This window comes from Candidatus Kryptoniota bacterium, from assembly GCA_036567965.1.
Taxonomy (GTDB): Bacteria; Bacteroidota; Ignavibacteria; order Kryptoniales; family JAKASW01; genus JAKASW01.
On sequence record DATCTN010000012.1, the window covers coordinates 133,345 to 154,179 of the forward strand.

Consider the following 20,835-nt stretch of genomic DNA (forward strand, 5'->3'; position numbering starts at 1 on the left):
GGCTGATGAAGATCTACGACTATCTACTTGAGGTCCGCGAGCAAAACGGAGCAGGTTTCCTGCTTCTCCTCGATCCGGACAAACTCGCCAATGAAGATCTCGGGCGAGTGGTCAGACATGCGCAGGATGCCGGCGTAGATGCGTTCCTTGTCGGCAGCAGCCTCCTTACACGCGATGTCTTTGAGAAAGTCCTCACAGACATGAAAAAGAATTCTAAGATCCCTGTCGTGATTTTTCCGGGAAGCTTGTTCCAGATCTCCGGGCAGGCAGACGCGATCCTGTTCCTCTCCGTCCTGGCCTCGAGGAACATAGACTTAATAATCGGTAACCATGTGCATGCAGCGCCTCTCATCAAGCAGCACCGGCTCGAGACGATTCCGACGGCGTATCTCCTGGTGGAGTCTGGAAAGATGACGTCGGCGCATTTCATGTCGGATAGTTTTCCCATCCCGCGCGAGAAACCGGAAATCGCGGCCGCTTACTCAATGGCGGCGGAAATGTTCGGGATGAAGATGGTCTATCTCGAAGCGGGCAGCGGCGCTCTGTATTCAGTCCCGCCCGAAATGGTGCGAATGGTTTCGAAATCCGTGGGTGTCCCCATCGCCGTCGGCGGCGGCATCAAGAATCCTGAAACTGCGAACGAATTGGCACGCGCAGGTGCGTCGTTCGTGGTTACGGGGAATTTTTTCGAGGAGGACGGACATGCTGATCTGTTGAAGGAGTTTGCGCGTGCGGTGCATTTCAGAAAACCGCAAGGAGTAATTGTCTGATGATCGACCGAAGCAAATTTATCCGTGAGTCACTGGAAGAAAGTGCCGCGACAAAAAAGGCGATCCTTAACTCATGCTTCGACCAGATCTCGAGGGCGGTAACAGTGATAAGAGATGCCCTTAAGAACGACAGGAAGATCCTCTTTTGCGGGAACGGCGGCAGCGCGGCGGATTCCCAACACCTCGCAACTGAATTCACAATTCGACTGAACCACGAAATCAAGCGAAAGGGACTTCCCGCGATCTCTCTTACGACCGACACGTCAGCTCTCACGGCAGGCGGAAACGATCTGGGTTTTGAAAATACATATGCGCGCCTTGTCGAAGCGCTCGGGCGAAACGGAGACGTGATCGTGGTGATCTCCACCAGCGGCAATTCCGAAAATATAATCCGGGCCGCCGATAAAGCGCGGCAACAAGGACTGTTTGTGATCGGCTTCCTTGGAAAAGATGGGGGTAGGCTCAAGGCGAAATGCGATCTCCCAATCGTTATCCCTTCGGACAATACTCAGCGCATCCAGGAGGGACATATTACAATCGGACATATTATCTCGGAACTTGTTGAGCTGGAGCTGTACGCCGGACAAGCGTGATGGTGAATAAACTATAGAGGAGGACTGATCATGAAACTTAAGAAACCTGAGATAGACGCGAGACTTGCCAAGCTGCCAGGCTGGCGGTTGGCTGAGGATTCGATAGTAAAAGATTATAAGTTGAAAGATTTTCAGGAAGCTATGGGATTCGTAATCAAGATAGCTCTCGCCGCTGAGAAGATGGAACACCATCCGGACATGACGATAGAATACAATCGTGTCAAGATAATACTGACGACCCATAGCGAGGAAGGTCTGACCACGAAAGACTTCGACCTCGCCGAAAAAATCGAGAAATTCAGCGGAGCATAATGGAAAAGGAAAAGATTCTTGAACTGTTCAAGATGACTGGTGCTCTTCAGCATGGGCACTTCCAGCTTTCAAGCGGCCTTCACAGCGCCGAATATTTCCAATGCGCCAGGGTGCTTCAGTATCCGCAATACAACGAACTTCTTTGCGGAGAAATAGCAAGGTATTTCCACGACTGGCGGGTCGAGCTCGTGGCCTCGCCGGCGATCGGCGGCATAATGGTCGGCCAGGAAGTCGCGCGCCAGATGAGAGTCCGGGGCATCTTTGCCGAAAGGCAGAATAATGTCATGTTATTTCGCCGAGGTTTCGAGGTCAAGCAAGGCGAGCGCGTGCTCGTATGCGAGGACGTCGTCACTACAGGCGGGAGTGCTATGGAGATCGTCGAGCTGGTTAAATGGGCAGGCGGAACTGTTGTCGGCGTCGCGTCGATCGTCGACAGGAGCCATCAACCCATTAACTTTGCGGCGAAAACTTTCCACCTCCTTAAGATGACCGCCGACACGTACAAACCTGAAAATTGCCCGCTATGCAAGGAGAACGTTCCTATTGAGAAGCCTGGCAGCCGAAAGGCCGATGCCGCTTAAGCTCCTCAATCGCCGGGTCATTTATCGCGGAAAGGTGTTCAACACCATTGTCGATGAAGTGGAGTACGACTCGGGGCGGAAAGCCGTCAGGGAAATTGCGGAACACCCGGGCGGCGCTGTGGTCCTTCCGCTTCTGGACGACGGACGAATCGTCTTCGTCCGCCAGAAACGCTATCCATTAAATGAGTTTGTGATCGAACTACCCGCAGGAAAACTCGAACCGGGTGAACCACCGGAGGTCTGTGCTTCGAGAGAACTCGAAGAAGAAACCGGTTACGCAAGTTCCCATCTTGAAAGGCTGACGACGATTTGTACGTCACCCGGATTCTGCACCGAGCGACTTCATATTTTCCTGGCACGAAAGCTCACCGACGGGAAACAAAACCTCGAAGAGGGCGAATCCGACTTAAAGTTAGAGCTGATTTCACCCGATGCTGCGTTCAAGATGGTCAAATCGGGAGAAATTGTCGACGCGAAGACGATTGCGGGACTTTTCTTCCTTAAGGACTTGCTTAAGGGCTGATGCTGACTACATATGAGATTATCCGGAAGAAACGCGACGGCGGGGTTCTTTCGGAAAACGAAATCGCTGAAATAGTCTCGGGCTATACTTCAGGGGAATTGCCGGACTACCAGATGTCCGCTTTCCTGATGTCGGTATTCTTCAAAGGAATGTCCGACGCCGAAATTTTAGCACTCATTCATTCGATGATATCGTCGGGAGTTACGGTTGACCTCTCCGATATTCCGGGATCAAAAGCGGACAAGCATTCAACGGGAGGAGTCGGCGACAAGATTTCGCTGCTACTGGCTCCGATCGCTGCGGCTTGCGGAATAAAAGTCCCGATGGTTTCAGGCAGGGGACTTGGCCATACAGGCGGGACGGTCGATAAGTTGGAATCTATCCCGGGATTCAGGACGGCTCTTTCTACCGCAGAGTACAAAAGAATCCTGAACGATGTCGGACTCGTGATGAGTGCCCAGTCCGACGACATTGTGCCTGCCGACAGGAAAATGTACGCGCTTCGGGACGTGACGGCGACGATCGAATCGATACCACTGATAACGTCGAGCATCATGAGCAAAAAACTCGCGGAAGGAATAGACGCCCTCGTTCTCGATATCAAAGTTGGGAACGGCGCGTTCATGAAGAAGGTGTCTGATGCACGATTGCTCGCCCGTAAAATGGTAAAGATCGGTAAGCTTTATGGCAAAAAGACCGCTGCATATCTTACCGGGATGAACCAGCCGTTGGGTCATGAAGTTGGAAACTGGAATGAAGTTGTGGAATCGATTGATGTCCTGAGCGGAAAATCGAAAGTGAGAGATGTTACCGAATTGACATTGAAATTGACAGGCGAAATGCTTTCTCTTTGCACCGGTGAAAGTTTATCTCGTTCGGTTTCAAAAGCCGGGAAGGCACTTGCGTCTGGTGCAGGATACGAAAAATTTCTTGAGATGGTCCGCGCCCAGGGTGGTGACGTGGCGTTCATTCAAAATCCGGAAAAGTATCCGGCCGCGCGAAGGGTCGTGGACGTCAGCTCGCTCGAATCGGGATACGTCAAAGCGATCGATACCCGAAAAATCGGAATGACAGCCGTAAGACTCGGTGCGGGAAGGATGAAGGCGGGGGAACAAATCGATCCAGCGGCGGGAATTCGCGTCCAGATGAAAATTGGTGACAGGGTTGCTCGCGGCGAGGTTATTGCAATCGCGCGCACGAATCGAGACGTTGTAGAAAACGAGATCATCGAAGAAATCCGATCGGCATATGTCATGTCCGCGAAGAAGACGGTCCAACCACCATTGATCATGGAGAGAATAGCGCCATGATGAAACGACCAACTCCCCGAAACGGAAAAATCTTGCCGGATCCTGAGGATATAGATTCGCCACTCAGACCCTGGGTCACGCTTGACCCGGAATCGTATTTCGGATATAGAGAAATATAGACATTCAGTGCGGTTGAAATATCTCCCCCTCACTTTACTCCTTTCATTCGCGCCACTAATTCTGCGCCCGTCAGTGTCTGATTCTCAGTCTCGAGCGAACAATGGCAAACTTGAGTCCATGGTAAGTTGGACGATTGAGAATACGTACGATTATAAATTTGAAGAGGCAGTCAGAACAACCGACAAGCTGAACGCGGCTTACCCGGACGAGCCGGTGGGATACCTGTACAAGTGCGGAGTAATCTGGAAAATGCTCGAAGAAGACTGCGCGGGTCCGACAGACAGTGCATATTCGGAGATCAAACATCTCATCGATTCTGCGTGCGGTTTATCCAAGACTTATGTCGGGAAGAATCCTTCCGATGTAATGGGTTTGTTCTACTACGCGGGAGGGCTTGTGTACCGGGCGCGATACGGCGCAATTAAGCACGACTGGTTTTCCGTCATGTCGGACGGCGTGAAGAGCAGGAAATTACTTCAGAAGATCTTGGAACTCGACCCGAATTTCTATGATGCGTATTCCGGGATCGGCGCCTTCAACTATTACGCGTCAAACATTCCCTGGTACCTCAAGCCGATCGCTTATGTCCTCGGAGTAAGTGGAAATGGGGCGGAAGGTCTGGCACAACTCAGGAAGGCCGCCGAGTACGGGAAGTACTCAAAGACAGAAGCGGCCGAGTTTCTTGCAACGGTGGTGTATGTCAACGAGGACGACTACTCTGGCGCGAAAGAGATAATGCGGATGCTCCATGACGAATACCCGCTCAACCTCGATTTTACACGGAGCCTGTGCTGGGATCTATACAAACTCCACGACTATGCACCTATAATTGGTTATGCAGATTCTGCCCTCAGCGTATACGCTTCGAACGACGGCTGCCATGGAAGGAACATCGGCTACTTATTGTTTCTTCGCGCGAATGCCCTCTCTGATTTGAATCGAGATTATGCCGAAGCCCTGAATGACTATACGAAGATGATCGGAATTGCCGTACCGAAATTCCTCGTGCGGTGGTCGTACCTCGGAAGAGGAGAGCTGTTTCTGAAATTGAATCGTGTCGCCGACGCGATCTCAGATTTTGAGACAGCGGCGAATATAAATGGCGACAGCTATACGTACGTCCGGGCGAGAACAGCCCTGGACACGCTCAGAAGAAAGTGAGATTCAGACTCATTGTACCTTCTCCTGAGAGTTACGGCTCCCGAAATGCTTGATCACACTCGGCCTTTCTTTTGACGGAACCAATCAACCGGTCCAATTCGTTTTTATTCATACATGTGTATATGAACAACAGGAAACAGTCTATATGAAACTTAATACCGGCGAGAAAGCACCCGACTTCAAACTTCCATCGACTACCCTCAAGGTATTCCATCTATACGAGGAACTGGCGGGAGGTAATATCATTCTCTACTTCTACCCAAAAGATTTTACAATGGGTTGTACGGCGGAGGCTTGTGGGTTTAGAGACGAATTTTCGCACCTTCGGGACGCCGGCGTGCGCGTCGTCGGAGTGAGCACAGATACCATAGAGAGCCACGAGCGATTCAGGAAAGAGCACAACTTGCCCTTCGAACTTCTCTCAGATGCCGGCGGCGCCGTCAGTAAAATGTACGGTGCGTTCAATCCGATATTCAAATTTGCGTCTCGCGTAACGTTCATAATAGGGAAAGACGGAACTCTCCTGAAAATCACGAAGAGTATCCTGCCTCGTCCGCATCTCGATGCTGCCAAGAAACTCGAGGAGAAAGGTGAATGATGCAATTGATTCAGATTCTTATCGCCATTTCAATGTTGACGCTTCCGGCGGAAAATCATTTCATCGTTTCAAACGAACCCCATCTCCAAAATATCAGGCAGCTAACTTTTGGCGGCCAAAACGCCGAGGCATACCTTTCGTGGGACGGGAAAAGGATCGTCTTCCAGGCAACGCGAGATTCATTCAAGTGCGACCAGATCTTCACTATGAATATCGACGGTTCGGATATGAAGCTTATTTCAAATGGCGAAGGAAGGACAACTTGTTCATACTTCCTCCCGGGCGATTCCGAGATTATTTATGCTTCCACATTCCTCGGAGGCAAAGGTTGTCCGCCGCCTCCTGATTATTCTCGGGGTTATATATGGCCGGTTTATTCCTCGTTCGATATTTTCAAGTGTCGTGCTGACGGATCGCGCCTGAGACGCCTCACGTCTGCAGAAGGATATGACGCCGAGGCCACCGTGTCCGATGTTCTAAAGAGAATCGTCTTCACGAGCGTGAGAGACGGTGACCTCGATATCTACTCGATGAATTTCGACGGTTCAGGAATAAAACGACTCACGCACGAACTCGGATACGACGGCGGTCCGTTCTATTCATGGGACGGAACGAAGATCGTGTACCGCGCTTATCATCCCAAGGACAGGTCCGAGGCGGCTGAGTATAAATCGCTTCTCAAGGAAAAGCTCGTAAAGCCCGAGAAGATGGAGCTATTTATAATGAACGCCGATGGATCCCGCAAGAAGCAATTGACGAATTTTGGCAAAGCGTCGTTCGGGCCTTTCTTTTTCCCCGGCGACAAAAAAATAATCTTCTCCTCCAATTATGCCGACCCGGAAGGAAGAAATTTCCAATTGTACATGATCAACGTCGACGGGACCGGTCTTCAAAGCGTCACGTCCGTCGGTACTTACAATTTCTTCCCGATCTTCTCAAGGGACGGAAAGCACCTCGTCTTTTGTTCAAATCGGGGAGCGAAGTCGATTCATGATTTAAATGTCTTCGTGGCCGACTGGGTGAAGTAAGTGTGACTGATCAGCTGGTTGCTGCCGTCGATGACATAATCGAGGGAAGAACAGTCAAAAGGTCTGTGCATCTGCTTATTCATGAGGGAGAGGTTCTGCGGGAGACTTTTGTAGAGAGACTTTCTGTCCACGGATATGCGCGGTGCAAGGTCGCCGACATTGATGTGAAGTGGGGCCAGCGAGTTCCTGCGTTTGTGATTCGAAACGAGACGGCTTATTTTGGTTGGGTGTTCGTGGAAAAATTTACTGAAGCGAAATCAAGAAAACTCTTCGGCAGTCTCATTAAGAACAATAAAGGTGACTGGGCTATTCAGATTTCAGGCAGTAATCCCGAACTCATCTATGCGAATTTATCAAAGAGTTCCGGGATGGAAAGTGATACAACATTCATATTGGAGTGAAAAATGAAAAGGGCGTTAATACTGGTCGTGCTACTGTCAGTCGCGGCACAAGCACAGGTCAATCCGGATAGTATAAAGTCTTATGTGAAATTTCTCTCCTCCGACGAATTGCAGGGAAGACTTACCGGCTCACCGCAGGCGGCTGCTGCTGCGAAATGGATCGCCGGGAAGTTCAAGGCTTACGGGGTCGAGCCGTTGTTTCCGGGCTACTTCCAGTTTTATGATTTCAACGCGAAGGCGGTCCTTGGCAGTCGGAATTCTGTCGCGGCGTCTGTCGACGGGAAGACCTTCTCAGCCGCAATTGACTCCGATTACGTTCCGTACACTTACTCAGACAGCGGATCTGCGAACGGTCCTGTCGTTTTCGCGGGCTACGGAATTTCAGCCAAAGATTCGAACTATGATGATTATGGCAACCTCGATGTAAAGGGGAAGATCGTTGTGGTAATGAAAGGCTCGCCTCGCGAAGACTCGACTAGCGACCGGCTTTACAAATTCAGCGCGGTGAGGATGAAGCTGATGACAGCGAGAAATCTGGGCGCGTCAGCCATCATCGTGGTAAATAGAGAAAGCGACAAGACGCTCGCGAAATTCGAATACGATTTCAGCCCGAGTGCCGGTATTCTCGCAGTCAACATGTCCTATGCTGCCGCAACACGTCTTCTGGAGGTGGGTGGATTTGACCTGGCCGCGTCGCTCTCAAAAATAGAAAAGACAATGTCACCCGATTCAAGGGAAATCAAGAATCTCGAGCTGAACCTGGCAATAGATATTTCGATTCTCAAGACGAAAGCGATAAATGTTGCCGGCATTGTCCGTCCTTCCGGCAGCAGCGACTCCACTTGCTACATACTAGGTGCCCATTACGATCATCTTGGCTGGGGACCTTTTGGATCGATGAAGCCCGATACGATCGCCATTCACCACGGTGCGGATGACAACGCGAGTGGAGTGGCGGGCGTTCTGGAGTTGGCGCGGTACTATGCCTCTCATCGCGAAGCATTGAAGAAGCCGATAGTTTTCGTCTGCTTTTCGGGCGAAGAAGAAGGGCTCTTCGGTTCGGAGTATTTCGCTGGTCACCTTCCGATGCCGAAGAACAACGTCGGGGCAATGCTTAACATGGATATGATCGGCAGGCTGCGAAACAACCGCCTGATTCTTGGAGGCATCGGAACCGCAACTCAATGGGAAAGTTTTGCGAAGCTTAACGACGAGAAGCTCGGTGCGGACTCCCTCAGTCTTTCTCTCGACATGGAGGGATTCGGACCAAGCGATCATGCATCGTTCTATACAAAGTCGATACCGGTACTCTTCTTCTTCACTGATGTTCATTCGGACTACCACAAACCGAGCGATACTTATGACAAGTTGAATTATCCGGGTGAGGTGAAGGTATTGAACTTCGTGAAGGCGGACCTGGACAGTCTCGAATCCGCAACGTGGAGACCTGCGTTCACCGCGGTCGCTGCGCAGCAAAGGCCGACAGAGGGAGCGAGGGCGTATCTCGGTACGATTCCTGACTTCGGAAGTCAGGACGTCGGTTACAAGCTTAGTGGAGTGACCCCCGGCAGTCCTGCCGACAAAGCCGGGCTTCGTGGCGGCGACGTGATCACGAAGATCGGATCAAAAGAGATAAAAAATATCTATGACCTGATGTACGTCTTGCAGGAAATAAAATCGGGCGATAAAATCGTTATCAAGTATCTGCGGAATGGGAACAAAGAGACTGCAGAGGCAACTGTCAGCAGAAGATAGGGGTTATGGTGGAGAGGTGGCCGCGGCTCAATTTTTACAAAACTAAAATTGTCGTCGTGCGGTGAGGGAATTCGAAGCGCGCCGGTTCCACCGTTAATTCATCACCCGGCCGTTGCAGCAAGTCATCCTACTTCAGGTTCTTCGCGAGAACCTTTATCATCGCATCGTGTATTCTTCCGTTTGAGAGCAGGATGTTCTTGTCGTAAATGCTGTATTTCCCGCCGCGAAAGTCAGAGACTCTCCCACCGGCCTCGGTCGAGATGAGCACAGCAGCTGCGGTATCCCACGCGTGAAGGTTTACTTCCCAGAATCCGTCGAGCCTTCCATTGGCTACGTTGCATATGTCCAGTGCTGCCGACCCAAGTCTTCTTATGGCTTGTGAGTAAAGGAGAAATGTGTCGAAGTGCTCGATGCAGTTATATGGATCATCCTTTACGTCGTAAGGAAATCCTGTGGCGAGCATTGCGTGCGGAAGATTATCGGTTTGTGATACGTGGATCCTCTCCCCGTTCAAGAACGCGCCGGATCCTTTTTCAGAAGTAAACATCTCGTCCAGGTTGGGATCATACACCGCGCCTGCGATCACTTCCCCCTTGTGCTCAACCGCAATTGAAACACAGTAAACGGGATATCCATGTGTGAAATTTGTAGTGCCATCAAGCGGATCGACTATCCACTTGTACTCCGAATTTGTTTTACTTCCGCCTCCTTCTTCCGCAAGGACATCATGACCCGGAAAATTCTTCCGGACGAAATCAACTATCATCGCTTCCGACTTCCTGTCTATGTCTGTAACCAGGTTGGTGGACGATCCCTTTTCTTTCACCTCCGAAATTCTTCCCTGGTTCTCCTTTAAGAAGTGACCTGCCTGAACCGCAATTTCCTTAATCTTGTCGATCATTTTTCTAACAATTTATGAAAATTTGACCAAACATCGATTGAATAGAGCAGAATTCGAAATCTCATTGCGTTGTCCACGATTCTCCTGATATTGTTGTTGAGCATTCCGCTGCTTTTTTGCGTAATTTATCAAACGTCGGACAAATCTATTCGAGAACACAGCCATAGTCTTAAGTCGTTCGACAATATTCCGAAGAAAGATTGGAGCTGTCCTGTGGTCATAATGGTTTTTGTTCCACGAAAATAGAGGCGTCGAGATCAAATGGCGAATATACTTGTCATCGAAGATGCCGAAGAATTCGCGGCATTAATCCAGTTCAAGTTGAAGGGTGCCGGCCACAACGTGACGCTGGCAGAGAACGGGAAGCTGGGACTCGAAGCCGCGGAAAAGAATCCGCCTGATCTGATCGTGCTTGATGTGATGATGCCAGTGATGAATGGGCTTGAGACTCTAAGCAGACTTCGGAGCAATCCTGCGCTGAAGTCCATCCCGGTAATCATGCTCACAGCTCAATCGAGCGAACAAGAAATCGTCAGAGGACTCGAGCAGGGAGCGGACGACTACATAACCAAGCCGTTCAGCACAAAAGTGTTCTTAGCGCGGGTCAACGCAATCCTTTCGAGAACCGGCAAATCCTGATCGTTCAGGAATTCTCTCCTTCTTCGTCACCCCGATTGCCATCCGCCGGCTCCCGCCGGGTCAAAATGCATGAGATAATTGGGTGGTGACCCAATTTCAATAAGTAACTGTTCTCCCCTTGCGAAAATGTCCCGCTCCGAAGGAGTCCCTTAGGGAAAGGGATCCCTTCGGGAGAGTCCCGCTAAGGAGGAACAGTCTATTCATGTCTCTACAGATTGGCTATAGCGATTTTTTGTCAACAGAGGACTTAACGGAGCAATTCAAAAAATCGCATAAAGCAGCGGGCGGGACGACCCCGACGTAAGTCGGGACCATTTTCGCGGGGCGTCCTTTTTGCGCCTCCGATAATTTATATGCGGCGCATCCGCTCGACGAGTCCCTACGGGTCTTTCGACCCGAAGGGTCGTAGACGTGCCGTCGACCTCTGGCGGACTTTCTGTCCACTTTTCCCGTACCACAATATCTACGCAATATACGGGATCCCGTAGAGCGGGACTTTTGGACGAGCAAAAGTCCGCCTTGCGGATCCCGCACATTTGTGAATGCAAACGGAGCGGGAAAAGTGGACAAGATAAATTACAGGAGTCCAGAAAGGTGATGTACTTTCCTTTTGCTTGATCAAAAGGAAAGTACCAAAGGAAAAATCAAGGCTATCGGAAAAAATGGCTGGAAATTTCCGCTTAAGTGGGAAACAAATCAAGCCTCCGCCTGACGGCGTCGGCGATTTGTTTGTTAGGCCTCTGTTGGGCAGTACGGGAAATTTCCTAATCGCCATTTTTTCCGAAGGCCGTTTGTGGGGGTATCTGGTCGTAACTCAAAGTGAGGCACTACCGATAATTGATTATAATGTGCGGCAAAAATATATTTGAGTTGTGACAAGGGAGATGACTTAGTTCCGAGCCGGGATGAAGCGGTAGCTTTACTCTTCGAGTATACCAAGACAGATAGTCTTCGGAAACATGCTTTCGCAGTCGAGGCAGCTATGCGCGCCTATGCGATCAAGTTTCATGAAGATCCCGATCTTTACGGATTGGGCGGCTTACTTCATGATTTCGATTATGAAATGTATCCCACTGCCGAGCAGCATCCGTATGTCGGGAACAAAATTCTTACGGAGAAAGGTTATCCCGAAAGTCTCAGAAATGCCATTATGGGTCATGCTCCTTACACGAAGTTCCCGCGAGATACACAGATGGCAAAATGCCTTTTCGCGTGCGACGAGCTCTCCGGATTCATTGTGGCAGTCGCTCTGGTGCGGCCTACAAAATTGGTCGGGCTCGAACCGTCGTCGGTGAAAAAGAAACTGAAGGACAAAGCGTTTGCCCGGAGCGTCAGTCGCGACGACATTCGAAACGGGATTGCGGAACTTGGCATTCCGGAAGATGAGCATATTTCATTCGTCATCAAGGCCCTCCAGGAAAATGCACCAACATTGGGATTAGGATAAATGGCAAAAGTAACGGCGATAGTGAACGATTTGATTTTCATGACGAAGATCAGAAACACGGCCGAATATTTCGGCTTGAGCGTCGGGTTCGCAGGAACGGACCACCAGGTGCAGTTCTACCTGAAAGACTGCGCGCTCGTCCTTATCGATCTCGAAAACGAATTTCTCGACTCACTCGGTTTCGTTGAGGGATTGAAGAAGAATGACTCGACCTCTTCAATCAGAGTCGTTGCCTACCTTTCGCACGTCAACACACCGCTCAAAGCGCAAGCGATCGTTGCCGGGTGCGATGAAGTCCTCTCGAGATTTGAATTCAATTCCAGTATCCGGGAAATTCTGCAATCAGTCTGCTGCTGACAATTTCCCATCTCGCACGCCGACTTATCTCTGGTCGATCTGAGTTGGCGTGAATCTTCGCGAGTTCGAATCCCGGGATAATGAATAGATTGAAAGCATATTCTGCTGTCGAAAACTCGCTGTCCGCCGGCGCTGCTCCTTCTATAAGCCTGGTGATAGCGGTTTATAACAAGCCTGAAGTGCTACGGTGCGCGCTTGCCGCATGTGCCCGACAATCGGTTGAAGGCTTCGAGGTTATCGTGGCGGATGATGGCTCCGCTCCCGCAATTGCAGAAGTTGTGCGTGAGGCAAAGGAAAGCTACCACTTTCCTATCACTCATCTCTGGCATGAAGATCGCGGGTGGCGAAAGAACATAATGTTGAACAACGCGATCCGCGCCTCGAAGTCGGACTACCTTGTATTTATCGACGGCGATTGTATCGCCGCCCGGGATTTCCTCAAAGATCATCTGGATGAAAGAGAACCGCACAGGCTCCTTCTCGGGAGGAGAGTTGAGATGAGCGAAAGATGGGCTGAGGCGCTTAACGTAGAGAAAATTGCGAGCGGCCGGTTTGAGAGGATCGGGCTATTTGATGTCATCGATGGCGTGCGAGGGAAGGCGGCTCGACTTGAGGATGGAATCAGAATAAAGAATACGTTGATTCGAAAACTCATCAAGAGAGATTCGGACAAGATTCTCGGGAGCAATTTCTCTGTCCACAAGTCGGATCTGGTCGCGGTAAACGGCTTCGATGAAGCTTATGACGGCCCGGGACACGGAGAAGATTCTGATATTCAGTACCGTCTTTCACTGGTCGGTGTCACTGGAAAATCTCTCAGAAATCTGGCCATACAATTTCACGTCTTTCACACTCGCACAATGCCATCCGATAGATCCGTGAAAAGATTCGAGGAGGTCAGGAAGTCGGGCGATCCGAGATGCAAGCTCGGACTCGAGAAACTTTGACCCGGAATGCCGGCGGCTGTCGTATCGACATTATTGAATATTCCTCTTCCCTCTGCTAATTTTCTCTAGATATTTCTCGTTTCTGCAAACAGGATGATTGCGAGTCGCCTGAACGGAATCATGATCGGCTGGCAGCGATGGCGTATACCATTTCACGGGCTGATTCGCATTCATAATTCAGGAAACTAAAAAAAGGACTGGATGTCATGGAAGGGGATAGCGGGCTAGTATTTCTCGAATGGGCAATTGGTATTCTTGTTGCCCTATTCTTCTTTTCAGGAATAAAGATCGTAAGGCCGACTCATCGCGGACTTGTCGAACGAATGGGAAGGTACAGGAAGTTCGCGCGTGCCGGATTCAACTGGATCATTCCTATGGTCGACAGACTTGTCAAAGTCAATATTACTGAAAAGATGATCGACGCCGAACCGCAGGAGATAATCACAAACGACAATCTGAACGCGATGGTAGACGCTCAGATCTATTACAAGATCAGGGAAGACGAAGAGAGCGTGAAAAGAAGCCAATACAGCGTGAACAGCATCGAGTATCAAATCGTAAACCTGACACGGACCACTCTCAGGAATATACTCGGCACATTGACGCTGAAGTCGGCAAACAGCGAGCGCGGTAGAATAAACAAAGACCTCATCGACATACTTGTAAGGGAAACCACAAGCTGGGGAATAGACATCGTCCGCGCGGAGCTTAAGCAGATCGACCCTCCGAAAGACGTCCAGGACACTATGAACAAGATCGTGAAAGCAGAAAATGAAAAGATCGCCGCAGTAGATTTCGCAACTGCTGCCGAGACGACGGCAGACGGTGAAAAACGTGCGGCAATAAAAAGAGCCGAAGGAATTAAACAGGCCCAGATACTCCAGGCTGAAGGCGAAGCCGAAGCGATCCGGCTTGTGAACGAAGCCGCGAACAAATACTTCGTCGGTAATGCGCAGGTCCTCAAGCGACTCGAGACCGTCCAGGCATCTTTACAGCAGAACACAAAGATCGTGGTGCCCGCCAACCAGGAGCTCGTCAACGTCATCGGCGACATGGCGGGAATTGTACCGATGAAGAAGTCGGGTGGCGGTTCAGCCGGGTAATACACGATTCTTGCACCGAGCTTTAGCTCGCGGCAGAGATCAAACAAGAAATCGGCTTCAGCCCAATTAAACCAGTGGCGTGGTATAAATGCGGAACCAACTTCTACAGTCGGATTTGCTGAAGAGTGTAGGAGAACCTCATACATGAAAATCAATTTTTTCATCTTCCTCTTGCTTTGTCCGGCATCCGAATCAATCGCCGGACCAGTTGCTTCAATTGACCGGGAAGCTCAGTCTGATACAGCAGCGGTTGTCGGAATATCAGTTGACTCACTGGACCAGGAAGTCAGGGGTCCTTATTTTCATCTCACCGTGGGCCTGGCCGAACTATTTGGATTGGGAATTGGGTACCAGGTTAGCGATCGCTGGGCTGTCGGGGTGAAGTACGGCGGCTATTGGATTGGCGGCGGTTATTTCCCAAGTGCAGACGGGGGATTCGGGATAAGAGTCTCGCAAAACACCGGTTGGTCCACGCTGAATTGCATCAGCTACGAAGTAGTTCTTTTCCCCAACCGAATCACACACCGCATGACCGGGGGATTTGCGGGCGAGATAAACATTGGCCACGAGAACATCGTCGATCCCGGGTTTCACTTTATCTGGTCGATGGGGATAGCTGCTTCATTTTCCGCTAACGCGCCACTTGTCTTGCCTAATCTCAAGGCAGGCGTAAACTTCAACCTTTAAATTGCTAACGACAAGTTGACGGAGGGCTTACGCCACTCGCTTTGGCGGGAACAGGGTCTGTGTTCAAAGTGTTAGAGGAATTGTTAAATTTCCATATGATTCGTAGAAGGTGATGTCATGGAATTATTCTCGTCAATTTATCATCCAAGTATCGGAATACTGATTCTTCGAGCGGGACTCGCCGTGATTTTCTGGCTCCACGGCGTGATGAAAGCGCAGTTCAGGAATATGCAGCCATCGGAGCAACTCACTGCCGGCGCGTTGAAGAATCTGAGGATCCTATCGTACGCCGAACCGCTCGGCGCAATCGCTATTCTCCTCGGTTTGCTCACCCAGCTGACCGCCTCGTGTTTTGTCATTGTCATGTTCCTGGCAATACGCCTCAAAAGAAACACGAAGATGCCTTTCCTTGCCAAGGGCGCTTCGGGTGGGTGGGAATTCGAGCTCGTAGTACTTCTGGCGGCCGCTTCGGTCGTGCTTCTCGGTCCAGGGAGAATTTCTTTGGACCATTTGTTGTTTGGAATATGACGGCTGATTCCTGACAGCGGGGAAATAGTCTCGCCTGCGAGGGAGCTGGAGTTTTCACTCAACAACTTCTGAGGATTTATGAGTCTTGAGCAAACGACGTTCGATCCAGGACTGACACAGAAATACACCGGTAAGCTGCAGCGGGCGATTGAGAAGGACGGATCTTTCAATGTCCGGAAGACGGGCCTGGGCCTGAAGCATTTCCATTTCTACCAATTCCTTATAAACATTTCCTGGCCACGGTTCTTCCTCGTTATCCTTTCGGGGTACATACTGGTCAACGCGCTCTTCGCGTGTCTTTATCTCCTCGCGGGCATCGGGAACATACATGGAGCCGACACTTCGACGCCGCTGTCGGAATTCCTGAGCACATTCTTCCTCAGCGTTCATACGTTCACGACCGTTGGCTACGGGACGATCGCACCTAAGGACGTCTGGACGAACTCAGTGGCGGCGCTCGAATCGCTGACGGGACTGATGGCACTTGCGGTGGCGACAGGATTGCTCTACGGGAGATTCTCACGGCCGTCGGCAAGAATGGTCTTCAGCGACAGTGCGATCATCGCCCCGTATCGCGGCAGGACGAGCCTTCAATTCCGCATTGCGAACCAGCGCACGAACACGCTCATGGAGATTGAGGCGAAGGTCCTGATCATGACGGTCTCAGGGACAGGTGACAATCACAGGCGTGAATATCACGTAATGAACCTCGAACGATCGTCTGTATATTTCCTCCCGCTCACCTGGACGGTCGTCCACCCGATCGACGAACAGAGCCCGCTTTTTGGGAAGACTCTGAAGGACCTGGCAGACTCACAGGCGGAAATCCTTATCATGATAAAGGCGTTTGACGACACGTTCAGCCAGGTTGTGCACTCGCGTTACTCGTACAGGTTCGATGAGATATTGTGGGGAGCAAAATTCCTTCCCGCTTTCAGCGTGACGGCTGACGGTGACATGGCCCTGGCGCTGGACCGCTTGAGTGAAGTTGAGAAAGCTGCCGTTTAAGAAACGAAGGAAGTTGATGATGAAAGTAGAAATCTGGTCTGATGTCGTTTGCCCGTTCTGCTACATGGGAAAGCGCAAGTTCGAGATCGCGCTTGACAAGTTCGAACATAAGGATGGAGTAGAAATATTGTGGCACAGTTTCCAGTTGAATCCTGAATTCAACCCCGGCGCGGCGGGCGATATACACGAATATCTTGCAAACAGGTATGGCCGCTCGCGTGAGTGGGCGAAGGAGATGCACGATGACCTCGTGGCGAGGGCGAAGGAAGTGGGCCTCGAGTATAAATTCGATAATATAATTCCAGCCAACACATTCGACGCGCACAGGCTGATCCATCTTGCAGCGAAGCACGGTTTGCAGGGCAAAGCGGAGGAGAGGCTCTTTGCCGCGTACTTCACGGAAGGGAAGGACATAAACGAATTTGAAACGCTCGTACTACTCGGGACCGAAATCGGTTTGGATCCCGCCGCGACGAGGAAAGCATTGGAGAGCGGGGAATTTGAAGATGAAGTGCGGCAGGATCTAGATGAAGCCGAGTCGCTTGGTATAACCGGCGTACCTTTCTTCGTCTTCAACAGGAAGTACGCGATCTCCGGCGCTCAGCCGACCCATCTCTTCATGGAGACGCTCGATCAGGTGTGGAACGAGGAGCATGTCCAAGAGAAGAGTTTACTAAAGTAGATTCTTCAGAGCCGTTCGCATATATTCCTTCATGGCGAGGGATAATTTGCGAGCCGGCAAACCGGCGACCGGGGGTGAGCAGACCATAGACAGGATCCCTCCAGCGAGATCAGCGAAACCGGGGCGACAGCATAGCCGCTACATCCTCGACGTGCAATCATTCGAAAGCGACTGTTATGGATGCCCCTGACCTGATTCAAACTCGATTGTTGCTCAATAAGCGCAGTTATTCACTTGCCGCCGACGGAGTCCAGGTAAGTGTTCGTTCATTTCTTACCTACCGCGAATTCAAGATTTCTTATGAAGCAATCAGCGACGAGACATATATATTCAGCACCTACTCGAAGTTTGCCTTCTGGTTCTTCGTGGGGCTCTTAACGTTGGGTGTCGGAACTTTGATACTGTTAATTGCTGACTCGAGACTCGATACCGTATCCACACTTGTCTATTTTGTTTTCGCTATCCCTTTTGGTGTTCGCTTTTTCATTTCACGCGTGAAATACCTTGGTCTTCACTGCACAGGTCAAACACTTCTCTTTTACTCCGACAATCCTTCGAGCGACGCGCTGGCGGATTTCATCAAGAAGCTACAGGAGCGCAGGCGCAATTTCATTGAAGCTCATTTCGTTCCAATGTCCGCCGTGAGCATTCCTGATCAGCTGGAGAAACTCGCAAGGCTCAAGCAAAACGGTGCCATCAACGATGACGAATACGATCTGATCAAGAAGTCGATCATTGAAGGCGCTCAATCTACGACTCGCCGGATGGGCTTCTGAAAAATCGAAGGAGGATCTCATGAAATGGTATCATTATGTCGTCTGTATTTTCGCCGGCATCTTTATGGCGAACACGGTTCCTCACTTTATTCACGGCGTATCTGGTGACAGCTTTCCAACTCCCTTTTCCAATCCGCCAGGCAAGGGACTTTCATCGCCGGTGGTGAATGTCGTCTGGGCGCTAGGAAATCTGGTTGTAGGATACGTCTTAGCGAGAGTAGGGAAACTCTCGCAGTCGAACAAGTGGAGTCTCCTCGCATTCTTCGCAGGCTTCGTTTGCATGAGCATATCGCTGAGCATCTATTTTGTCGACAGAGTTCATTAACTGTCTCCTCCAAGAATGTCATCGGAAAGGTCTTTCATCTCAGGGTTCATCGACTTAATAAGATTGATCTTCCATTCCCTGTGCCAGTTCTTCAATTGCTTCTCGCGGGAGATTGCATCGATCATCGAGCCGGCGACTTCGAAGTAAACTAAGTACTTGAGCCTATATCTTTGCGTGAAGCCCCGGACCTTTCCCTCACGGTGTTCCATCACTCTGTGGACAAGATTACTAGTCACACCGATATAGAAAGTCGTGCGATTGAAATTGCTCATGATGTAAACATAACCGTCTTTGCCAAGCCTCCTCATAACCCCCTCTTCCTGTCATGCCGAATCCTGTCCCGAAGTGATCCTATTCGGGATTATTTCGGCATCTATGACCGTTCAAGTCTATAGACCCCGAAATCCGACCCTGTCGGATCTGTCTCCGACAGACTAGCCTGCACCGGAATGTTCCTATCCGGTGTTCAGGGTGACAGGAGCCTTTGAAAGTGAGACACGTCCCTTTTCCCACTTGAACTACGGGGGGCATTTGGGTAACCTTCATTGACCACCAATTGAAGCAGAGGGAGACGTTAGATCTTGTTAACAAAATATTTTACGTCGGATGCGTACCTGACGAGCGAGAATACCCGCCGCGCCTTCCTGGATAGGATTGCTCTGAACACCCGACTTTTCTTTGTCGGCAAATACAGCTCCATCGTATTGAAGACTCGCAAGCAGGCAATACAGGGAAGATACGATGCGGAAGCATGGGCGTTGTCCTCTTTTGAAATCTTCAAGCTGATCGAAAGCTGCGGCGGCAGGTTTCACATATCGGGAATGGACAACATCCGCAGATGCAGCGACCCCGTCGTATTTGTAGGAAACCATATGAGCACCTTGGAAACGATGGTCTTGCCCTGTATCATCGCTCCCGAGAAAAAAGTAACCTTTGTGGTGAAAGAAAGCCTGGTGAAGCATCCTTTCTTCGGACCCATCATGCGGTCGAGGGCCCCGATAGTGCTCGGCAGGGAAAATTCGAGAGAAGACTTAGGGATTGTCTTGAGCAAAGGACAGGAATTATTATCGAAAGGAATATCCGTCGTGATATTTCCACAGAGTACGAGGATGGTTGAGTTTGTGCCGGCGAAATTCAATTCACTCGGAGTAAAGTTAGCCGCAAATGCAAAAGTCCGGGTAATCCCGATCGCACTGAAGACCGATTTTTGGGAAATCGGGAAAGTTGTAAAAGACTTAGGGCGCATCAGCAGACATAAACCGATCTATATAACGTTCGGCGAGCCGCTGACAATTTCAGGTAACGGGAAAAAAGAAAATACTCAAATAATCGATTTTGTCGTTTCTCACTTACAAGAGTGGGGCGCAAAGGTGGCATAACGATCCCTGCTGTCGAATTGGATATCAATCCTACTCATGATAATTCCAATTGCTATTGGACACGGCTATCGGATAAATGTAGAAGAAAAATTCATGACTGAACAACTAGGACAAAATTACCTGGATTATAAAAAACGGACAAGAAGAATAATCCCGCTGATATATTAATTGCGCTGTGCTTGACCAGGCGGTCAAGCCGACGGAAACGTCGCCGGGAAAGAGCGCCAAGTTTGTCTCTTCGAGAGCCTCCATTTATATTCTGTTGAAAATGCGAGACAAGATGGCACAGGGGAAAGACAGTAAGCAGATAATTTTAGAAGGTCTGCGTTCTGCGACAGTTGAACTGTCGCAGTCGGCTCTGGTGCAGGAGTTCAACTCCTGCACAACAAAGAAGGAGTAAAGGAATGACGGATGAGAAGAAACCTTTTGGCTCACAAGCAATGAAGACAGCCGATTCAGTTGGATACTCCGAAGATGCGGTTGTCAGCAAACAGTTGATTAAGCGCGGAGGAGGTACGATTTCCCTATTCGCTTTCGACAAGGGACAATCGTTAAGTGAGCACACGGCTCCTTTCGACGCCTTTGTGGAAGTTCTCGACGGTGAAGCGGAATTTGTTGTCGGAGGTAAAGATGTCAAAGTCGGCACGGGCGAATTTATAATTCTTCCCGCCAATGTTCCTCACTCAGCAAGTGCAGTGCAGCGTTTCAAAATGCTGTTAGTGATGATCAAAGAATGACATTGCATTCTAACAGTTTCGGTATTTGAGAGTGAAAGGTGTAACTTTCAAAGTTAGCCTGTTTCTTCGGGAGCCTCCGTTCATATTCTGTCGAGATGCGAAAGAAGATGGCACATAACATTTTTACTGCCGGCCTGCCCGCCGCTCAATCGCGGGAATGTTATGCG

At 50.1% G+C, this 20,835-nt stretch carries 26 protein-coding genes; 24 read left to right on the forward strand and 2 right to left on the reverse strand.

Going from position 1 to position 20,835, the window contains the following annotated elements; translation table 11 throughout:
• The first annotated feature begins 5 nt into the window (after positions 1 to 5).
• The 11 genes from VIS48_04880 to VIS48_04930 all read left to right on the forward strand — a co-directional run bounded on the left by VIS48_04880 (position 6) and on the right by VIS48_04930 (position 9,152).
• Positions 6 to 770: a geranylgeranylglyceryl/heptaprenylglyceryl phosphate synthase gene (locus VIS48_04880; protein ID HEY9165474.1), complete on the forward strand. Its 765-nt coding sequence runs from the start codon at positions 6 to 8 to the stop codon at positions 768 to 770.
• A complete protein-coding gene (locus VIS48_04885) occupies positions 770 to 1,363 on the forward strand; it encodes an SIS domain-containing protein (protein ID HEY9165475.1) in 594 nt (197 codons plus the stop codon). The genes VIS48_04880 and VIS48_04885 overlap by 1 nt, the downstream gene beginning before the upstream one ends.
• Before the next feature lie 30 nt (positions 1,364 to 1,393).
• Positions 1,394 to 1,675 (forward strand): 4a-hydroxytetrahydrobiopterin dehydratase, encoded by a 282-nt coding sequence (locus tag VIS48_04890; protein ID HEY9165476.1) that lies wholly within the window; start codon positions 1,394 to 1,396, stop codon positions 1,673 to 1,675.
• A complete protein-coding gene (gene pyrE, locus VIS48_04895) occupies positions 1,675 to 2,256 on the forward strand; it encodes an orotate phosphoribosyltransferase (protein HEY9165477.1) in 582 nt (193 codons plus the stop codon). Before VIS48_04890 ends, pyrE begins: the two co-directional genes overlap by 1 nt.
• The gene (locus VIS48_04900) at positions 2,219 to 2,779 is read left to right on the forward strand and encodes an NUDIX hydrolase (GenBank protein ID HEY9165478.1); all 561 of its coding nucleotides are present in this window, start codon (positions 2,219 to 2,221) and stop codon (positions 2,777 to 2,779) included. Before pyrE ends, VIS48_04900 begins: the two co-directional genes overlap by 38 nt.
• Positions 2,779 to 4,089: a thymidine phosphorylase gene (locus VIS48_04905; GenBank protein HEY9165479.1), complete on the forward strand. Its 1,311-nt coding sequence runs from the start codon at positions 2,779 to 2,781 to the stop codon at positions 4,087 to 4,089. The genes VIS48_04900 and VIS48_04905 overlap by 1 nt, the downstream gene beginning before the upstream one ends.
• Positions 4,090 to 4,326: 237 nt before the next feature.
• Complete coding sequence (locus VIS48_04910) at positions 4,327 to 5,370, forward strand: hypothetical protein (protein ID HEY9165480.1); 1,044 nt, start codon at positions 4,327 to 4,329, stop codon at positions 5,368 to 5,370.
• Positions 5,371 to 5,515: 145 nt separating this feature from the next.
• On the forward strand, positions 5,516 to 5,968 hold the full coding sequence (locus VIS48_04915) for a peroxiredoxin (protein ID HEY9165481.1): 453 nt from the start codon (positions 5,516 to 5,518) through the stop codon (positions 5,966 to 5,968).
• Positions 5,965 to 6,996, forward strand: a complete 1,032-nt coding sequence (locus VIS48_04920) for a hypothetical protein (protein ID HEY9165482.1) — start codon at positions 5,965 to 5,967, stop codon at positions 6,994 to 6,996. Before VIS48_04915 ends, VIS48_04920 begins: the two co-directional genes overlap by 4 nt.
• A gap of 2 nt (positions 6,997 to 6,998) precedes the next feature.
• Positions 6,999 to 7,397 (forward strand): hypothetical protein, encoded by a 399-nt coding sequence (locus VIS48_04925; protein ID HEY9165483.1) that lies wholly within the window; start codon positions 6,999 to 7,001, stop codon positions 7,395 to 7,397.
• A gap of 3 nt (positions 7,398 to 7,400) precedes the next feature.
• Positions 7,401 to 9,152, forward strand: coding sequence for a M20/M25/M40 family metallo-hydrolase (locus VIS48_04930; protein HEY9165484.1), 1,752 nt, complete (start codon positions 7,401 to 7,403; stop codon positions 9,150 to 9,152).
• A gap of 127 nt (positions 9,153 to 9,279) precedes the next feature.
• On the opposite strand, the gene VIS48_04935 is transcribed toward VIS48_04930, so the two are convergent.
• On the reverse strand, positions 9,280 to 10,053 hold the full coding sequence (locus VIS48_04935) for an inositol monophosphatase family protein (GenBank protein ID HEY9165485.1): 774 nt from the start codon (positions 10,051 to 10,053) through the stop codon (positions 9,280 to 9,282).
• Between the two features lie 261 nt (positions 10,054 to 10,314).
• Between VIS48_04935 and VIS48_04940 the strand changes: the two genes are divergently transcribed.
• The 11 genes from VIS48_04940 (at position 10,315) to VIS48_04990 (ending at position 18,552) form a co-directional block, all read left to right on the forward strand.
• Positions 10,315 to 10,692 carry a response regulator gene (locus VIS48_04940; GenBank protein ID HEY9165486.1) on the forward strand — a complete coding sequence of 126 codons (378 nt, stop codon included), beginning with the start codon at positions 10,315 to 10,317 and terminating at the stop codon, positions 10,690 to 10,692.
• 865 nt (positions 10,693 to 11,557) lie between these two features.
• Positions 11,558 to 12,139 carry an HDIG domain-containing metalloprotein gene (locus tag VIS48_04945; protein HEY9165487.1) on the forward strand — a complete coding sequence of 194 codons (582 nt, stop codon included), beginning with the start codon at positions 11,558 to 11,560 and terminating at the stop codon, positions 12,137 to 12,139.
• On the forward strand, positions 12,140 to 12,496 hold the full coding sequence (locus VIS48_04950) for a hypothetical protein (protein HEY9165488.1): 357 nt from the start codon (positions 12,140 to 12,142) through the stop codon (positions 12,494 to 12,496).
• Between the two features lie 80 nt (positions 12,497 to 12,576).
• Entirely contained in the window at positions 12,577 to 13,443 is an 867-nt protein-coding gene (locus VIS48_04955; GenBank protein ID HEY9165489.1) for a glycosyltransferase, read from the forward strand.
• Between the two features lie 206 nt (positions 13,444 to 13,649).
• Entirely contained in the window at positions 13,650 to 14,546 is an 897-nt protein-coding gene (locus VIS48_04960) for an SPFH domain-containing protein (protein HEY9165490.1), read from the forward strand.
• Between the two features lie 144 nt (positions 14,547 to 14,690).
• On the forward strand, positions 14,691 to 15,233 hold the full coding sequence (locus VIS48_04965) for a hypothetical protein (protein ID HEY9165491.1): 543 nt from the start codon (positions 14,691 to 14,693) through the stop codon (positions 15,231 to 15,233).
• 117 nt (positions 15,234 to 15,350) lie between these two features.
• On the forward strand, positions 15,351 to 15,761 hold the full coding sequence (locus tag VIS48_04970; GenBank protein HEY9165492.1) for a DoxX family protein: 411 nt from the start codon (positions 15,351 to 15,353) through the stop codon (positions 15,759 to 15,761).
• 78 nt (positions 15,762 to 15,839) lie between these two features.
• Positions 15,840 to 16,769, forward strand: coding sequence for an ion channel (locus tag VIS48_04975; protein ID HEY9165493.1), 930 nt, complete (start codon positions 15,840 to 15,842; stop codon positions 16,767 to 16,769).
• A gap of 19 nt (positions 16,770 to 16,788) precedes the next feature.
• The gene (locus VIS48_04980) at positions 16,789 to 17,451 is read left to right on the forward strand and encodes a DsbA family oxidoreductase (GenBank protein ID HEY9165494.1); all 663 of its coding nucleotides are present in this window, start codon (positions 16,789 to 16,791) and stop codon (positions 17,449 to 17,451) included.
• A 206-nt stretch (positions 17,452 to 17,657) separates the two neighbouring features.
• Entirely contained in the window at positions 17,658 to 18,227 is a 570-nt protein-coding gene (locus VIS48_04985) for an SHOCT domain-containing protein (protein ID HEY9165495.1), read from the forward strand.
• Between the two features lie 19 nt (positions 18,228 to 18,246).
• Complete coding sequence (locus VIS48_04990) at positions 18,247 to 18,552, forward strand: hypothetical protein (protein ID HEY9165496.1); 306 nt, start codon at positions 18,247 to 18,249, stop codon at positions 18,550 to 18,552.
• Here VIS48_04990 and VIS48_04995 read toward each other — a convergent pair.
• Positions 18,549 to 18,860 (reverse strand): GIY-YIG nuclease family protein, encoded by a 312-nt coding sequence (locus VIS48_04995; GenBank protein HEY9165497.1) that lies wholly within the window; start codon positions 18,858 to 18,860, stop codon positions 18,549 to 18,551. The two genes, VIS48_04990 and VIS48_04995, sit on opposite strands and share 4 nt — an antisense overlap.
• Positions 18,861 to 19,133: 273 nt before the next feature.
• Between VIS48_04995 and VIS48_05000 the strand changes: the two genes are divergently transcribed.
• Together VIS48_05000 and VIS48_05005 are read left to right on the forward strand one after the other, a co-directional pair.
• Positions 19,134 to 19,931, forward strand: a complete 798-nt coding sequence (locus VIS48_05000) for a lysophospholipid acyltransferase family protein (GenBank protein ID HEY9165498.1) — start codon at positions 19,134 to 19,136, stop codon at positions 19,929 to 19,931.
• Positions 19,932 to 20,335: 404 nt separating this feature from the next.
• Complete coding sequence (locus VIS48_05005) at positions 20,336 to 20,668, forward strand: cupin domain-containing protein (protein ID HEY9165499.1); 333 nt, start codon at positions 20,336 to 20,338, stop codon at positions 20,666 to 20,668.
• Positions 20,669 to 20,835: the final 167 nt, after the last annotated feature.

Bases quoted from the DNA above. Each gene is read 5' to 3' on its own strand.
- VIS48_04880 (HEY9165474.1), top strand. From the start codon at position 6: ATGAAGATCTACGACTATCTACTTGAGGTCCGCGAGCAAAACGGAGCA.
- VIS48_04885 (HEY9165475.1), top strand. From the start codon at position 770: ATGATCGACCGAAGCAAATTTATCCGTGAGTCACTGGAAGAAAGTGCC.
- VIS48_04890 (HEY9165476.1), top strand. From the start codon at position 1,394: ATGAAACTTAAGAAACCTGAGATAGACGCGAGACTTGCCAAGCTGCCA.
- pyrE (HEY9165477.1), top strand. From the start codon at position 1,675: ATGGAAAAGGAAAAGATTCTTGAACTGTTCAAGATGACTGGTGCTCTT.
- VIS48_04905 (HEY9165479.1), top strand. From the start codon at position 2,779: ATGCTGACTACATATGAGATTATCCGGAAGAAACGCGACGGCGGGGTT.
- VIS48_04910 (HEY9165480.1), top strand. From the start codon at position 4,327: ATGGTAAGTTGGACGATTGAGAATACGTACGATTATAAATTTGAAGAG.
- VIS48_04915 (HEY9165481.1), top strand. From the start codon at position 5,516: ATGAAACTTAATACCGGCGAGAAAGCACCCGACTTCAAACTTCCATCG.
- VIS48_04920 (HEY9165482.1), top strand. From the start codon at position 5,965: ATGATGCAATTGATTCAGATTCTTATCGCCATTTCAATGTTGACGCTT.
- VIS48_04930 (HEY9165484.1), top strand. From the start codon at position 7,401: ATGAAAAGGGCGTTAATACTGGTCGTGCTACTGTCAGTCGCGGCACAA.
- VIS48_04935 (HEY9165485.1), bottom strand. From the start codon at position 10,053: ATGATCGACAAGATTAAGGAAATTGCGGTTCAGGCAGGTCACTTCTTA.
- VIS48_04940 (HEY9165486.1), top strand. From the start codon at position 10,315: ATGGCGAATATACTTGTCATCGAAGATGCCGAAGAATTCGCGGCATTA.
- VIS48_04950 (HEY9165488.1), top strand. From the start codon at position 12,140: ATGGCAAAAGTAACGGCGATAGTGAACGATTTGATTTTCATGACGAAG.
- VIS48_04955 (HEY9165489.1), top strand. From the start codon at position 12,577: ATGAATAGATTGAAAGCATATTCTGCTGTCGAAAACTCGCTGTCCGCC.
- VIS48_04960 (HEY9165490.1), top strand. From the start codon at position 13,650: ATGGAAGGGGATAGCGGGCTAGTATTTCTCGAATGGGCAATTGGTATT.
- VIS48_04965 (HEY9165491.1), top strand. From the start codon at position 14,691: ATGAAAATCAATTTTTTCATCTTCCTCTTGCTTTGTCCGGCATCCGAA.
- VIS48_04970 (HEY9165492.1), top strand. From the start codon at position 15,351: ATGGAATTATTCTCGTCAATTTATCATCCAAGTATCGGAATACTGATT.
- VIS48_04975 (HEY9165493.1), top strand. From the start codon at position 15,840: ATGAGTCTTGAGCAAACGACGTTCGATCCAGGACTGACACAGAAATAC.
- VIS48_04980 (HEY9165494.1), top strand. From the start codon at position 16,789: ATGAAAGTAGAAATCTGGTCTGATGTCGTTTGCCCGTTCTGCTACATG.
- VIS48_04990 (HEY9165496.1), top strand. From the start codon at position 18,247: ATGAAATGGTATCATTATGTCGTCTGTATTTTCGCCGGCATCTTTATG.
- VIS48_04995 (HEY9165497.1), bottom strand. From the start codon at position 18,860: ATGAGGAGGCTTGGCAAAGACGGTTATGTTTACATCATGAGCAATTTC.
- VIS48_05005 (HEY9165499.1), top strand. From the start codon at position 20,336: ATGACGGATGAGAAGAAACCTTTTGGCTCACAAGCAATGAAGACAGCC.